This window comes from Streptomyces sp. TAA204 (assembly GCF_000424965.1).
Window position 1 is genome coordinate 27,045 of record NZ_AUKW01000011.1, and the last position, 14,198, is coordinate 41,242.

General features: G+C 71.5%; 12 protein-coding genes. 5 read left to right on the forward strand and 7 right to left on the reverse strand.

The features are described 5' to 3' along the window. Positions 1 to 8 precede the first annotated feature (8 nt). Genes H343_RS0117825 through H343_RS0117845 form a run of 5 tightly spaced genes read right to left on the reverse strand, consistent with a single transcriptional unit; the run spans position 9 to position 5,326 of the window. Positions 9 to 1,040, reverse strand: a complete 1,032-nt coding sequence (locus H343_RS0117825; protein ID WP_051265458.1) for an ABC transporter ATP-binding protein — start codon at positions 1,038 to 1,040, stop codon at positions 9 to 11. Beyond that, entirely contained in the window at positions 1,037 to 2,008 is a 972-nt protein-coding gene (locus H343_RS0117830) for an ABC transporter ATP-binding protein (RefSeq protein WP_028432270.1), read from the reverse strand. The genes H343_RS0117825 and H343_RS0117830 overlap by 4 nt, the downstream gene beginning before the upstream one ends. Next, positions 2,005 to 2,868: an ABC transporter permease gene (locus tag H343_RS0117835; protein ID WP_028432271.1), complete on the reverse strand. Its 864-nt coding sequence runs from the start codon at positions 2,866 to 2,868 to the stop codon at positions 2,005 to 2,007. Before H343_RS0117835 ends, H343_RS0117830 begins: the two co-directional genes overlap by 4 nt. After that, positions 2,865 to 3,809 (reverse strand): ABC transporter permease, encoded by a 945-nt coding sequence (locus tag H343_RS0117840; protein ID WP_028432272.1) that lies wholly within the window; start codon positions 3,807 to 3,809, stop codon positions 2,865 to 2,867. The genes H343_RS0117835 and H343_RS0117840 overlap by 4 nt, the downstream gene beginning before the upstream one ends. Beyond that, the gene (locus tag H343_RS0117845) at positions 3,809 to 5,326 is read right to left on the reverse strand and encodes an ABC transporter substrate-binding protein (protein ID WP_028432273.1); all 1,518 of its coding nucleotides are present in this window, start codon (positions 5,324 to 5,326) and stop codon (positions 3,809 to 3,811) included. Before H343_RS0117845 ends, H343_RS0117840 begins: the two co-directional genes overlap by 1 nt. A gap of 195 nt (positions 5,327 to 5,521) precedes the next feature. Here H343_RS0117845 and H343_RS0117850 point away from each other — a divergent pair, with 195 nt between their 5' ends. Continuing rightward, the gene (locus H343_RS0117850; protein ID WP_028432274.1) at positions 5,522 to 6,367 is read left to right on the forward strand and encodes a DUF1028 domain-containing protein; all 846 of its coding nucleotides are present in this window, start codon (positions 5,522 to 5,524) and stop codon (positions 6,365 to 6,367) included. Here the strand turns inward: H343_RS0117850 and H343_RS0117855 are convergent. Both H343_RS0117855 and H343_RS0117860 read right to left on the reverse strand, forming a co-directional pair. Continuing rightward, the gene (locus H343_RS0117855; RefSeq protein ID WP_078505819.1) at positions 6,348 to 7,010 is read right to left on the reverse strand and encodes an XRE family transcriptional regulator; all 663 of its coding nucleotides are present in this window, start codon (positions 7,008 to 7,010) and stop codon (positions 6,348 to 6,350) included. The two genes, H343_RS0117850 and H343_RS0117855, sit on opposite strands and share 20 nt — an antisense overlap. Before the next feature lie 311 nt (positions 7,011 to 7,321). Beyond that, on the reverse strand, positions 7,322 to 8,578 hold the full coding sequence (locus H343_RS0117860; protein ID WP_028432276.1) for an FAD-dependent oxidoreductase: 1,257 nt from the start codon (positions 8,576 to 8,578) through the stop codon (positions 7,322 to 7,324). Between the two features lie 171 nt (positions 8,579 to 8,749). On the opposite strand from H343_RS0117860, the gene H343_RS0117865 reads away from it, so the two are divergent. The 4 genes from H343_RS0117865 to H343_RS31270 all read left to right on the forward strand — a co-directional run bounded on the left by H343_RS0117865 (position 8,750) and on the right by H343_RS31270 (position 14,192). Next, complete coding sequence (locus tag H343_RS0117865) at positions 8,750 to 9,955, forward strand: sugar diacid recognition domain-containing protein (RefSeq protein WP_028432277.1); 1,206 nt, start codon at positions 8,750 to 8,752, stop codon at positions 9,953 to 9,955. Between the two features lie 120 nt (positions 9,956 to 10,075). Continuing rightward, positions 10,076 to 11,491, forward strand: a complete 1,416-nt coding sequence (locus tag H343_RS0117870) for a sodium:solute symporter family protein (protein WP_028432278.1) — start codon at positions 10,076 to 10,078, stop codon at positions 11,489 to 11,491. 46 nt (positions 11,492 to 11,537) lie between these two features. Beyond that, positions 11,538 to 11,660, forward strand: coding sequence for a hypothetical protein (locus H343_RS35985; RefSeq protein ID WP_486586938.1), 123 nt, complete (start codon positions 11,538 to 11,540; stop codon positions 11,658 to 11,660). A 117-nt stretch (positions 11,661 to 11,777) separates the two neighbouring features. Then, positions 11,778 to 14,192, forward strand: a complete 2,415-nt coding sequence (locus H343_RS31270) for a penicillin acylase family protein (RefSeq protein ID WP_037904190.1) — start codon at positions 11,778 to 11,780, stop codon at positions 14,190 to 14,192. Positions 14,193 to 14,198: the final 6 nt, after the last annotated feature.

A 14,198-nucleotide genomic window follows, 5' to 3' on the forward strand; every position in this document is an offset into this window, starting at 1 on the left:
CCCGTACCTCAGCGCAGGGCACCGAGACGGTCGGGCGAGAGCGACTCGTCGGTCCGTACGCACCAGGCGGTGTGCCCTTCGGCGACGGTCACGGGCTCCACCGGCTCGGCGCACCGGCCGACCGCCAGCGGGCACCTGGTGCGGAAGACGCAGCCCGAGGGCGGATCGAGCGGGCTGGGCGGGTCGCCGCTGAGGAGAATGCGCTCACGGCCCCTCTCCACGTCGGGGTCCGCGTCGGGCACCGCCGACATCAGTGCCTGTGTGTAGGGGTGGGCGGGCCGGGCGTAGAGATCGTCCCCGCCGCCGGTCTCCATGAGTCTGCCGAGGTACATCACGACCACTCGGTGGCTCATGTGCTCCACCGCGGCCAGGTCGTGGGAGATGAACAGGTACGTCAGGCCGAGTTCGTCCTGGAGCCTGCGGAGCAGGTTCATGATCTGCGCCTGGACGGAGACGTCCAGCGAGGCGGTCGCCTCGTCCAGGACGATCAGCTCCGGGTCGGCCGCCAGCGCGCGGGCGATGCTCACACGCTGGCGCTGGCCGCCGGAGAGCTCGTGCGGGTACCGCCCGCTGATCTCCCCGGCCAGTCCGACGAGTTCGAGCAGTTCGGCCACCCGCCGGCCGCGGCCGGAACGGCCGGAACGCATCCGGTGCACGTCCATCGGCTCCCTCACGGTGGCGCCGATGGTGCGTCTCGGATCGAGCGAGGAGTAGGGGTCCTGGAAGACCATCGCGATCCGCCGCCGCAGCTCGCGCGCCCGGGCGCCGCGTGCAGCCAGGACGTCCTCACCGCCGAGGTGCACCGTCCCGGAGGCGGGCTCGACCAGGCCGGTCAGCGCGTTGCCCATCGTCGTCTTGCCGGAGCCGGACTCGCCCACCAGGCCCAGGGTCCGCCCCTTGTCGATCCCGAAGGAGACGTCCTCGACGGCGCGCACCCAGGAGCGCCTGCGCCCCTCGCGCGGGCCGGGGAACCGGACGCTCAGGTTCTGCACGTCCAGCAGCGGCGCGGACCGCTTCTCCAGGGACGGGGCGGCGCTCATGTGCTCTCCAGGCAGAACGTGCGGGCGTAATGGTCCGGTCCGGTCTCCGTCAGCGGCGGGACCTCGTTCTCGCACCGCGGATCCCCCTTGACGGGGCAGCGGTCGTAGAAGACACAGCCTGGCGGCAGAGCGCGCGGGTCGGGAGGTGTTCCCGGGATGGCGGTGAGTTCGCCGCGCTTGCTGCCCAGGACGGGACGCGCCCCCAACAGGCCGCGCGTGTAGGGGTGGACGGGGTCGCGGTGCAGGGTCCGGATCGGTGCCTGCTCGACCACCTGTCCTCCGTACATCACCACCACCTCGTCGGCCAGGCCGCCGACCACGCCGAGGTCGTGGCTGATCCAGACCACCGCCATGCCCATGCGCTCCTGCCGTTCGCGCACGACCTCGAGGATCTGCGCCTGCGTCGTGACGTCGAGTGCCGTGGTCGGCTCGTCCGCGACCAGGACGTCCGGTTCGCAGGAGAGTGCGATCGCGATCATCACGCGCTGGCGCATGCCGCCGGACAACTGGTGCGGATAGGCGTCGAGTCTGCGGCCCGGGTCGGGGATGCCGACCGATTCGAGGAGTTCCCGTGCGCGGTCGCGGGCCGCCCGCCGTGTGGCACCCAGGTGTGCCTCGATGGCCTCGGTGATCTGCCTCTCGACGGTGAGCAGCGGGTTGAGGGAGGTCATCGGGTCCTGGAAGACGAAGCCCAGCCGCCGCCCGCGTACGCCCTCGATCTCCCGCCGGGAGAGCTTCAGCAGGTCGGTGCCGCCCAGCAGGGCGCTGCCGGTGACGCTCGCGGGCGGCGGGACGAGACCGGCCGCGGCAAGGACCGTCATCGACTTGCCCGAGCCGGACTCGCCGACCACGCCGAGCGTCCGGCCCGCCTCCACCGACCAGGAGACCCCGCGGACCACGTGTGCGGCACGTGTGCCCCGGCCGAGCACGACGCTCAGGTCCCGCACGGCGAATCCGGGTGCTGTCATCGGCCTCTCCTGGACTCGAGAACGGAACGCTGCCGGGGGTCCAGGACGTCCCGCAGGCCGTCGCCCACGAGGTTGAACGCCAGCACCGTGAGGAAGATCGCCAGTCCCGGGAAGACGCTCATCCACCAGGCGTCGGTGAAGGCCTTGCCGTCGAAGAGCATCCGGCCCCACGACGGCTGCGGCGGCTGCACGCCCAGCCCGAGGAAGGACAGGGCCGCCTCGGAGAGGATCGCGAAGGCCAGGCTGAGCGAGGTCTGGACGATGATGGGAGCCGTGACGTTCGGCAGCACATGGGTGCGGATGATCCGCACGGGCCGGGCGCCGATGCTCACCGCGGCCCGCACGAAGGTCTCCTCGCGCAGCGCGAGCGCGCTCGCGCGGGTGACGCGGGCGAACACGGGGACGTACACCACGCCGATCGCGACCGTGGCGGTGTTCAGCCCCGGCCCGAGCACGGCGACGATCGCGATGGCCAGCAGCATGATGGGGAACGCGAAGAGCACATCGACGACGCGCATGACGACGGTGTCCACCCACCCCCGGAAGTAGCCGGCGACCAGACCGAGCGCCACCCCGACCACCATCGCGATGCTCACGCTGATCAGGCTGACCTGCAAGGAGACCTTGGCGGCCAGGACGACCCGGCTGAGCACGTCGCGCCCCAGGTCGTCGGTGCCGAACCAGTGCTGGGCGCTGGGCGGTTGCAGGGCTCGGCTGACGTCGACGGCGTTGGGCCCGTAGGGGGCCAGCAGCGGCCCCAGCAGGGACAGCACGACGAGCAGGGCGATGACGCCGAGCCCGGCCGCCGAGACGGGGCGGCGCAGCAGGTGGCTCCACGCGGAGGACGGCCGTGCGCTCATCTCAGGGATATCCTCGGGTCGATCCGGCCGTAGAGCAGGTCCACGATCAGGCTGACGAGCAGGAAGAGCGCCGCGACCAGCAGCACGGCCCCCTGCACCACGGGATAGTCGCGTGCGGCGACCGCGTCGAAGGTCAGCCGGCCCAGTCCGGGCCAGGCGAAGACCACTTCGACGACGATGACCCCGCCCAGCAGGATCGCCGCCTGCACGCCGATCACGGTGATCACGGGCACCATCGCGTTGCGCACCACATGGCGGCTCATCACCAGGCGGTGCCGCAGCCCTTTGGCGCGGGCGGTACGGGCGTGGTCGGAGCCGAGCGTCTCCAGCACCGCGCTGCGGACGAAGCGGGTGATGATCGCTCCCGAGACGAGCCCGACGGCCGTCGCAGGCATGACCGCCCGGGAGAGCCATCCGACGGGGTCCTCCGTCACCGGGACGTACCCGGAGGGCGGAAGCCAGCCCAGCGTGCCCGAGAAGAGCAGGATGAGCAGGATACCCAGCCAGAAGTCGGGGACGGAGACGCCGACTTGGCTCACGACACGGACGATCGTGTCGCTGATCCTGCCCTGGTGCGTCGCGGCGTAGATGCCCAGCGGGAAGGCGATCACCACGGCGATGACCATCGCGGCGAACGCCAGGGACAGCGTCGCCGGGAGGCGCTCCAGCAGGACGAGCGTGACCGGTTCGCCGGTGCGGAAGCTGACGCCGAGATCACCGGTGAGGGCGCTGCCGACGTAGTGGAAGTACTGGGCGACCAGGGGGCGGTCGAGCCCGGAGGCGGCGCGCAGGGCGTCGTAGGACTCCCGGGTGTACTGCGTGCCCAGGGCGACCCGCACCGGGTCGCCGGGGACAAGATGCACCAGGGCGAAGACGACGACCGTCACCCCTGCCAGGACGACCGCGGCGTGTCCGGTCCTCAGCAGTGCGAAACGCAGCATCAGTCCGCCAGTACCGCGTCACGGAAGCGGATCGCACCGTCGCTGCGGACCTTGTATCCCTTCAGCTGCGGCGCCCACGCCTGCACGATGTCGGGGTTGTAGAGGTAGATGTAGCTGGCGTCGTCGGCGATCTTCCGGGCGGCCTGGGCGTAGTGGTCCTTGCGGGCCTTCTCGTCGGTCTCCGACCGTCCGTCCTCGAGGAGCCCGTCGACCTCGGGGTCGGAGTACTTCTGGAAGTTGAAGTTGCCCTTGGAGTGGTGCTGGGCGTAGTAGAAGTCGTCCGGGTCCAGGTTGCCGAGCCAGCCGAGCATCAGCATGTCGTACTCGCCCTTGCCCTGCTTGTCGAGCCAGGTGGCGAAGTCGACCTCGCGGGGCTTGACGGTGATGCCGGCCTTCTCCAGCTGGGAGGCGATCAGCTGGCCGGCGGTGACGGTCTCGGGGTACTCCTTCGTCACCAGCATGTCGATCTTCAAATCGCTCACGCCGGCCTCGTCGAGCAGCTTCTTCGCGCGGCCGGTGTCGTTCGAGTAGGGCTTGTACTCGGTGTAGAAGGGGTTGGTCTTCGGGATGGCCAGCTGGTTGACCGTCGCGTTGCCGTACTGCGTGGCCTTGACGATGGCCTCACGGTCGATGCCGTAGGCGATGGCCCTGCGGACCCGGGGGTCGTCGAACGGCTTGCGGTCCTGATTGGCCGACAGGTACCAGTAGTCGTTGCCGACGGCGGAGTCGAGCTTCAGGGAGTCGTCCCCGGAGAGCTTCTTCACCTGCTGTGGCGGGATGTTGTCGGTCCAGTCGATCTCGCCCGCCTGGAGGTCGGCGAGAGCGGTGGTGGGCTCGGGTATGAAGCGGAAGGTCAGCGAGGGGATCTTCGGTTTGCCGCCCCACCAGCGGGAGTTGGCCTTGAGCTGGATCGACTCGCCGGGCTTGTGGTCGGCGACGGAGAACGGCCCGGTGCCGATGGGGCGCTTGTTGATCTTCTTGCTCTCGACGTTCTTCTCGTTGACGATCGACAGGCCCTTGTGGCCGCCGATCCTGGAGAGCAGGTTGGTCATGGGCTCATCGAGCTTGATCTCGACTGTCGAGTCGTCCGGGGCGGAGATGTCCTTGACGCCGTCGAACCGCCAGGCGTTGCCCAGCTCCTCATCGATGATGCGCTTGTAGGAGTAGACGACGTCGTCGGCGCCGAACTTGGAGCCGTCATGCCAGGTGACGCCCTCGCGGAGTGTGAACGTCCAGGTGAGGTCGTCCTTGCTGACCTTCCAGCTCTTGGCCAGCGCCGGCTGCATCTCCAGGTTCTCGTCCGGTTCGACCAGGGTGTCGAAGGTGTTCTCCAGCACCTCGAAGGAGAAGTAGGACGACGTACGGTGCGGGTCGAGCTGGTCGGGCTCGCCGGCGATCGCGGCCACGACGCCCGAACCGTCCTTGCTCAGCCCGCGGTCCACTCCACTGCCGGGCGAGCACGCGGCGAGCAGGCCCGTCGCGAGTGCCGCACCGGTCCATCGGACTGCTCGTCTCATCGCCGTTCCTCCTCGGCTTCGGCCCGCTTGCCCATTCGGCTCCCTCTCCATCACTATGATGAAGAGCCGTCATTATTGCGAAGCTTGGCGGCACGCTACGAACCCCCGGCACCCCGGTCAAGACACGGCCCGGATCTGTTACACGGAGTTGATGTCGGCAGCGGTCCGGCCGGGCAGCCGCTCACGGAGGAAGACGTGACCTATTCGCTCGTGGTCCGGGACGGCGACGGGACCTTCGGCGTCGTCACCGCGTCCAGATCGCTCGCGGTGGGCGCCACGGTGCCCGCCGTGGCCGCGGGCGCGGGCGCCCTGGTCACCCAGGCCCACACCAACACCTCCTTCGCCGGGCGCGGCACCGAACTGCTGCGCGGCGGACACGGCGCGGCGCAGGTGCTGGAGCGCCTCCTCGGCTCCGACCCGGGACGCTCACGGCGGCAGGTCGCGGTGCTCGGCCCGTCCGGCGACGCCGCGGCCTGGACCGGCCCCGACTGCACCGCCGTCGCCGGCCACCTCCTCGGTCCCGGCTGCGTGGCCGTCGGCAACTGTCTGGGCGGAGGGTCCGTACTGCACGCCCTGCGTGACGCCTTCACCGGCTCCGCAGGCGCGCTCCCCTCCCGCCTCCTCGCCGCACTCGCCGACGGCGAGGAGGCCGGCGGGGACCGCCGCGGCAGACAGAGCGCCGCACTGCGCGTCGTGGGCCCGTGCGAGGACGGGAACCTGCGCAGCACGTCCCGTGTCGACCTTCGGGTGGACGATCACAGCGACCCCGTGGGCGAGTTGCGCAGGCTCCTGGAACTGCACCACACCTTCGTTGGCGCCGCCGACACCGCCTCCGCCCTGCCGCTGACCGGCGAAGTCGCCCGCGAGGTCGCGGCGCTGCTGGCGGCGGGCGGTGCCTCTGAAGGGCCGCTGGAGGAACGGCTTGCCGGATGGGCCGGCGGTGAGAACCTCGAACACCGCCTGCTGCGCGGCCGGATAGACCTCACGCTGCTGGACAGACTGCGCAGCCGCGCCGGGACGCTCAGAACGCCAGAGGTGTGACGGCGCCCAGCACCACCGTGGTCTCCGTTCCCGGGTTGGCCCACCAGTGAGCCACTGTGCAGTCGTAGGTGACGGTGTCGCCGGGTGCCAGTTCGATGGTCTCCTGCCCCACGCAGACGGTCAGCCGCCCCGAGAGCACGACGACGCACTCCTGACCCAGGTGACGGTAGGAGCGTCCCTCGTTGCTGAAGCCGGGCGGCACCTCGCTGCGGATCACCTGCAGACGGCCTCCCGAGGGGGTCAGCAGTTCACGCAGCACCTGCTCGTCACGCGGGTCGCCGCTCGCGGAGGGGAGCTGGGGCCGCTGGCCCGCTCGGACGACGAGATGCTCCGGCGGCGTCGCTCCCTGCAGCAGCTGCACCAGGGGGATGCTCAGGGCGGCGGCCAGCCGCTGCAGCGTCTGCAGGGACGGGTTCCCCTGGCCCCGCTCCAGATGGCTCAGCGCTCCCGTACTCACCCCCGCACGTGCGGCGAGCGCTTCGACGGTCAGGCCGAGGAGGCGGCGCGTCGAGCGGACCGTGACGCCTATGGTGACCCCGAGTTCGGAGTCCGGGGCCCCGGCCGACTCCGCCGGCTGCGCCGCGGCGGCCTCCTCCGGCGCCCCGCGTGAGCCGTCGGGCTCCTCGGCGGGCCTGCTCGGCATCCTGACCCCCTCGGCGCATCGGTGCGGTGTCGCGGGGAATTCTATGCGTCCCGCCGGGAAAGGCAGCCGCCGTCGGGCCGGTTCCCCTAGGGGGTGTCTGACAAGTCCCGTCTGGGCCGCGGTGGCCGGCACGCACGCTCGCTGCGTTGTCGGTCGTCGGCGCAGCCCGCTGCGCTCTCCTCCCTCCGCCTTGCGATCGCACGCACCGGCCACCGCTGCCCCGCCCTCGCGGGCGAACGACGCCATTTGTCAGACACCCCCTCGGCGCAGGCCGGGGCGGGCAGCGGGAGGAGCCGGGTGCGGAGCGTGCGTTACGCCCTGACCGCGTGCCGGCCCGGGGAGAGCAGGGCGCTGACGGCCGGATCGGGACGGGAGGTGACCAGGTCGGTGATCAGCCGTCCGGTGGCGGGTCCGAGCATCAGGCCCAGCATGTTGTGCCCGGAGGCCAGATAGACGCGCGAACGGCCCGGCACGAGGCCGATGGCGGGCAGACCGTCGGGCGTGAGGACCCGGGCGCCGACCCACTCGTCCTGCCGGGCCGACCAGTCCGCCCACTTCAGACAGTTGCCGGCCGCCGAGACGATCGCCGAGACGCGGCGCGGGCGGAACACCTCGGCGTCGCTGTCGAACTCCATGGTCCCGGCGACCCGCAGTTGCTTGCCCATCGGAGTGAAGACCACCCGTGCGTCGCCGAGATGGACCGTCCGCCGCGGCATCGGGTCCGCGTCCACGGAGAAGCTGTAGCCCTTGCCCGGGAAGAGGCCGATGTCCGCGCCCAGTTGCCGGCACAGTTCGCGGGACCAGACCCCGGCCGCCACCACGGCCGCGTCGGCGACGAAGTCGCCGGCCGTCGTACGGACCCGGGTGCGGCCGCCGGACTCGGCGAGCGAGGTCGCGCGGGCACCCTCGACGATCTCCACGCCGCGTTCGCGCAGCACGCCGCCCAGCCGGTCGACGAAGAGCGAGGGGTCCACGGACCACTGGTCCTCGACGAGGAGTCCGGCCCGGACCCCTGGCCCCAGGGCGGGTTCCAGGTCGGCGAGTTCGCCGCCCTGGAGGACCCCCGACCCCAGCGGGGCGCCGATCTCCCGGAAGCCGCGCAGCGCGCGCCCGGCGCTCTCGGCCGAGCCGTAGGCGAAGACGAAGCCGCGCTTGACGGCGTCGCCGTCGGCGCCCGCGGCCTCCAGCTCCTCGAACAGCCGCAGGCTGCCGGAGGCCAGCCGGGAGAGCGCACGTACGCCCGAGGCGTAGCGCCGCCGCGTGGTGTTCCGGCCGAACCGCAGGAGGAAGCGCACGAGTGCGGCGTCCGGACGCGGCCTGATGTAGAGGGCGCTGTCGGGACGGGGCAGTCCGCGCAGCGCGGGGCCGATGATCCCGGGTGCGGGCAGGGGGGTGACCAGGTCGGGGCAGACCTCACCGGCGTTGCCGCGGGAGGCGCCGCTGCCGAGACGGTGGCGTTCCAGGACGGTGACGCGCAGGCCGGCCTCGCGCAGGTAGTAGGCGCAGCACAGCCCGATGAGGCCGCCTCCGATCACCGTCACCGACCCGGTCGCGCGTTCCGTGGTCACATGGCCTCCCGTGTGCGGGTGTTGCGGACGGTCCGGGCCGTCCGGTGCGGTCCTGCCTCGAACGACGGTAGGCAGCGGGCCCCGGCCGGGGCATCATGCGAAGCGTCCGAGAGCGCACGTGTACGGTCGTCGCTCTTCGTACGGTTGGTCCAACGACAGGTGGAGGCGGCCATGGCGGCTGTCAGCAGGACACCGGCACTGACCCCCGAGCTGGCGCAGGAGATCGCCGGTGAGACGAGCACCGTCATCGGGCTGAACGTCCTCATCACCGACCGGGAGGGGACGGTGATCGGCAGCGGCGACACCGACCGCGTCGGCACGGTGCACGAGGCGTCGTCCGGCGTCCTGCGGACCCTGCGGCCCCGGACGCACACCGCCGAGGAGGCCGCGGGGCTGCAGGGCGTACGTCCGGGCATCACGCTGCCCATCCTGCTGGACGGGGTGCCCGTGGGCACGGTCGGACTGACCGGGTCGCCCCGGCGGGTGAGGCAGTTCGGGCTGGTCGTACAGCGGCAGACCGAAATCCTGCTGCGGGAGTCGGTGCTGCTGCGCCACCGGCTGGTGCGTGAGCAGGCACGCGGGGATCTGCTGCGGGACGTGGCCTTCTTCGACCCGGACTCGGTGGACCCGGCCGTGATCGTGGCGCGCGCGGCGGAGCTGGGGGTGGATCTGCTGAAACGGAGGATCGCGGTGCTCGTGGTCACCGCTCCCCGCGAGGAGGTGCCCGGTTCCGGGCCGACGGGCGTCCTCACCACGACGTCCACGCCGCTGCGGACCGTACGGGAGGTCTTCGGCGGCGCCGAGGACGTCGTGGCCCCGATGCGGGCCGGACGTATCGCCGTGCTCTTCCACCCTCCCCCGGGCCGTGGCGGTCACGACGGGGCGTGGGACCTGGAGGCGACGTGCCGCGAACTGGTCCGTGAACTGCGCCGCCGCCACGGGGTCACGGCCTGCGCCGGCTTCGGGGAGGCCGCCGAGGACGTACCTTCCCTGCACGTCTCCTACGCGGACGCGGACGACGCGGTGCGCATCGGCCCGAAGGTCCTGCCCGGCGAGGAGGTCTTCGCTGCCCGTGCGCTGCGCGTCCCGCAACTGCTGGCGGGCGCCGGGCAGTACGCCCGCTCCCGGTTCAGCCGCGGGCAGCTGGGAGGGCTGGCCGCGGAGCCCGCGGGTTCGTCCCTGCGGTCCACCGTTGTCGCCTGGCACGAATCCGGATTCAATCTGGTGCGGGCGGCGCAGCGGCTGCACATCCACCGCAACACTCTTCTCTACCGGCTGGACAAGATCAGCACGCTCACGGGCAGCAACGTCCGGGAGCCGGTGGAGGCGACAGCCGTATACCTCGCCTGTCTGGTCGACCGGCTCGGTCGCACGTAGGACGCATCGTACGAAAGACACCTCTGAGAAGGCCCGAACACCGGCCACTTCGAACAGTGACGCGGGAATTGGCGCTGCCTAATCTGAGGGCCCTCTACCACTCGGAGGAAGGTGGGTGCCGTGGGGGTCATCGACTGGGTCCTGCTCGTGGCCTATTTCGTTCTTCTCGTCGTCATCGGAGTACAGACGGTCCGCAGGGTGAAATCCGCGGACGATTTCGCGGTGGCGGGAAACCGGATCATCTGGCCCGTGTTCTTCGGAAGCCTCGCGGCGTCGTTCCTCGGCGGCGGTGCGTCGATGGGCATGGCCGGGAAGACGTTCTCGGACGGCTATGTCTACATGTTCGCGTTCTTCGGGTACGCCGTCAGTTTTCTTCTGGTGGGTCTGTTCGTCGCGCCGCGGCTCAAGCGCTACGCCGGCGCGCACACCGTCGGCGACGTCATGGACGAGCACTACGGAAGGCCGGCCCGGCTGCTGACCGGTGTCCTGTCCATCCTGCTGTGCGCCGGGATTCTCGGCGCACAGGCCCTGGCGATCGGCACGGTGGTCAACGCCACGCTGGACCTGCCGCGCGGACCGTCGGTCATTGCCGGAATGGCGGTGGTGGTCCTGTATTCATCGTTCGGCGGTGCCTGGGCGGTGATCCAGACCGACATGCTGCAGTTCGTCTTCCTCGGTGTCTTCATTCCGGTGACGCTGATTCTGGCACTGCGCGAGGTGGGCGGAGCGGGAGCGTTGGCCGACGCGCTTCCGGAGGCGCATCTCACATTCGGCGGCAGTTACGGTCCAGCCGCCTTCGCCGGGCTGTTCATCGCGTTCCTGCTGGGCGAGACGCTCGTACCGCCGTACGCGCAGCGGACGTTCTCCACACCCGACAGCAAGCACGCGCGGCGTGGATTCGCGCTCACCGGGATCTTCTCGTTCCTGTTCTATTTCGTCGCCGCCACCATGGGACTGGCCGCGCTCGCTCTGTATCCGGACATACAGCCGGACCAGGCGATACCGGAACTGGTGATGAGGCTGGTGCCCGCCGGACTGGTCGGGCTGGTGGTGGCCGCGCTGCTGGCCGTGGTGATGTCCACCGCCAGCTCGTACCTCAACGCGGCGGCCGTGGTCTTCGTGAAGGACATCTGCCGGCCGCTGGTGCCGGGAGCGATCAGCACACGCCGGAAGCTGTCGCTGGAGCGCGGACTCACCCTGCTCGTCGGTGCGCTGGCCACGGGATTCGCGCTCGTCGTCCCCTCGATCGTGGATGCGCTGATCTACGCGTACTCGTTCTGGGCGCCGACCGTCGTCATACCGCTGCTGATCGCCGTGCTCTTCGGCAGCCGGTCCGTGGCCGCGGCGCTGAGCGCCGTCGTCGCCGGAGCGGCGGCCACACTGATCTGGCTGCTCTGGTTCCAGGAGCCGACAGGCGTGGACCCGATCGTCGTCGGCGCCGCGGTCAACCTGGCCGCCTTCCTGATCACCTCGCTGGTGACCCGCGGCCGCACCCCCGCACCGCCGGCGGTGCGGCAGCCGCTGAACCCGGCATGAGAGACCCGGCACGAGAGACCCGGCACGAGAAGAATGGAGGAGAGAGATGGCTCTCTACTCGGCGCTGCTGTACGGCGTTCCCGTACTCGTCATCGCGGTGACCCTTTTCACCGGCTACCTGGGCTTCAGGTTCTACATGGCCGAGGTCGTAAGGGAACCGCCCGAGTGACCGACCCCGCCCGCTCCGCGCCCCGGTGCCTGTGATGACCTGCTCACCGGGCCCTGCGAACCGGGGCCCGGGGACGCGGGGCGGGGACGCCCGGAGACGCGGAAAGAGGAGTTCGAGGTGCGCGAGCCGCAGGAGACGCGAACGGTTTTCGAAGTGCCCGGCCTCGCCCGTCCCGTGGAGGTCCTCATCGACCGGTGGGGCGTGCCGCATCTGTACGCGGACGGCCGCCGTGACCTCTTCCTCGCCCAGGGGTTCAACGCGGCCCGCGACCGCCTCTTCCAGATCGACCTGTGGCGCCGCCGCGGACTGGGGCTGCTCTCGGAGGTGTTCGGCGAGAGCTTCCTCGAACACGACCGCGCCGCACGGCTGTTCCTCTACCGGGGCGCCATGGACGAGGAGTGGCGCGCATACGGTCCCGGCGCCGAGGAGGCCGCCGGGGCCTTCACCGACGGCGTCAACGCCTTCGTGTCGCTGTGCCGCCGTGAACGTTCGCTGCTGCCGCCGGAGTTCGCCCGTCTCGGCTACCAGCCCTCCCTCTGGGACGCGTCCGACGTGGCCCGCATCCGCAGTCACGGCCTCCACTACAACCTCCACGAGGAGGTGGCCCGGGCCCTGACCCTGCGCGATTTCGGTCCCGAGGCGGAGGAGCTGCGGCGCGTACGCGAGCCCGGCCCGCACCGGCTGCGGGTGCCGGACGGGCTGGACCTGTCCGTCATCCCGGACGACGTGCTGCGCGTGTACCGCATGGCGACCGTCCCGCCGTGGGCGGAGCCGCCGTCCGGAAGCGGTGCGCAGACGGCGCCCCGCCAGGGACTGGACGGGAGCAACAACTGGGTGCTGGGCCCCTCCCGCACGGTCACGGGCCGCCCCCTGCTGGCCAACGACCCCCACCGGGCGCTCACTCTGCCCTCACTGCGCTACCTGGCGCACCTCTCGGCCCCGGGCCTCGACGTCATCGGGGCGGGCGAACCCGCGCTGCCCGGCGTCTCCGTCGGGCACAACGGCCGGATCGCCTTCGGGCTGACGATCTTCCCCGTCGACCAGGAGGATCTGTACGTCTACCGCACCGACCCGGCCGACCGGACCCGGTACTGGTACCGCGGAGGCTGGGAGTCCATGGTGCGGGTGAGCGAGACCGTCCCCGTAGCGGGCGGTGACGGCGCCGAGGTCGAACTGTGGTTCACACGGCACGGGCCGGTGATCCGTCAGCATCCGGAGAAGGACGCGGCGTTCGCGGTGCGTGCGGCCTGGCTGGGGCCGGGCATGGCCCCGTACCTGGGAAGCATGGACTACATGGGGGCGCGGGACGCCGATGAGTTCACCACCGCGATGCGGCGGTGGGGCGCGCCCGGTGAGAACCAGGTGTACGCGTCCGCCGACGGCACCATCGGGTGGTCCCCCGCGGGACGCGTCCCCGTCCGCCCCGGCTGGGACGGGACACTGCCCGTTCCGGGGGACGGCCGCTACGAGTGGGCCGGCTTCCACGACCCCGGTTCGCTGCCCTCCGTGCGCGACCCTGAGGAGGGCTGGCTCGCCACCGCCAACGAGATGAATCTCCCGCCGGACTACCCCAACGCGGAACGGACCGTCACCTACGACTGGTACGCCCCCTACCGGCGCCGACGGATCGCCGAGATGCTCGGAGAGCGCGGCACGTGGAGCGCGCGGGACTGCGTACGGCTGCAGACCGACCACGTCAGCCTCCCTGCCCGCGCCGTCCAGCCTCTGCTGGCGGACATCGCCGGCAGCGACGCACCGGCCACCGGCGCCCTGTCCGGAGCCCTGTCCGACGCCCTGGCGATGCTGCTGCGCTGGGACGCGCGGCTCTCGCCCGGCTCCGCCCCGGCAGCCCTCTTCGAGGTCTGGTTCCGGCGGCACCTGCGCCCCGCCGTGCTGCGCGAGGCGCTGACGCATCTGCTGCCCGCCGGGCAGGTCGATGCCGCGCTCACCCGCCTGCTGCCCGGCGAGGACGCCGCCTCCGACCCCCGCGTGACTCTGGATCTGCTGCGGTCGCCCGGCGACCGGCTCGGCCCCGACCCGTCCGGCACCCTGCGCCGCGTCGTCCTGCGCAGCCTCGCCGACGCCGTCGCCGAGACGGAGACGCTGCTGGGCGAGGACCCCGGCGGCTGGCGGTGGGGCGACCTGCACCACGCCCTCCTGCGGCACCCGCTCGCCTGGCGGGGGCTACTGGACGGGCCGGACGGGCGCGAGCCGGAGTGGGCCTCGGTGGGACCTGCGCCCCGCGGCGGCAGCGGCGACACGGTCGGCGCCGCCGCGTACACCTCCGACTTCCGGCAGAGCGGCGGCGCCACCTTCCGCCTCGTCGTCGACGTGGGTGCGTGGGACGGATCGCTGGCCATGAACTCCCCCGGCCAGTCCGGCGACCCGGCCGGCCCCCACTACCGCGACCTGTTCACGCCGTGGGCCCGGGACGAGGCGTTCCCCCTCCTCTACAGCCGCCCGGCCGTCGAGGAGCACACCGTACGAAGGCTCAGCCTGCGGCCCGTGCACGAGGGGCACGAGGGCGGCTGAGGGCGC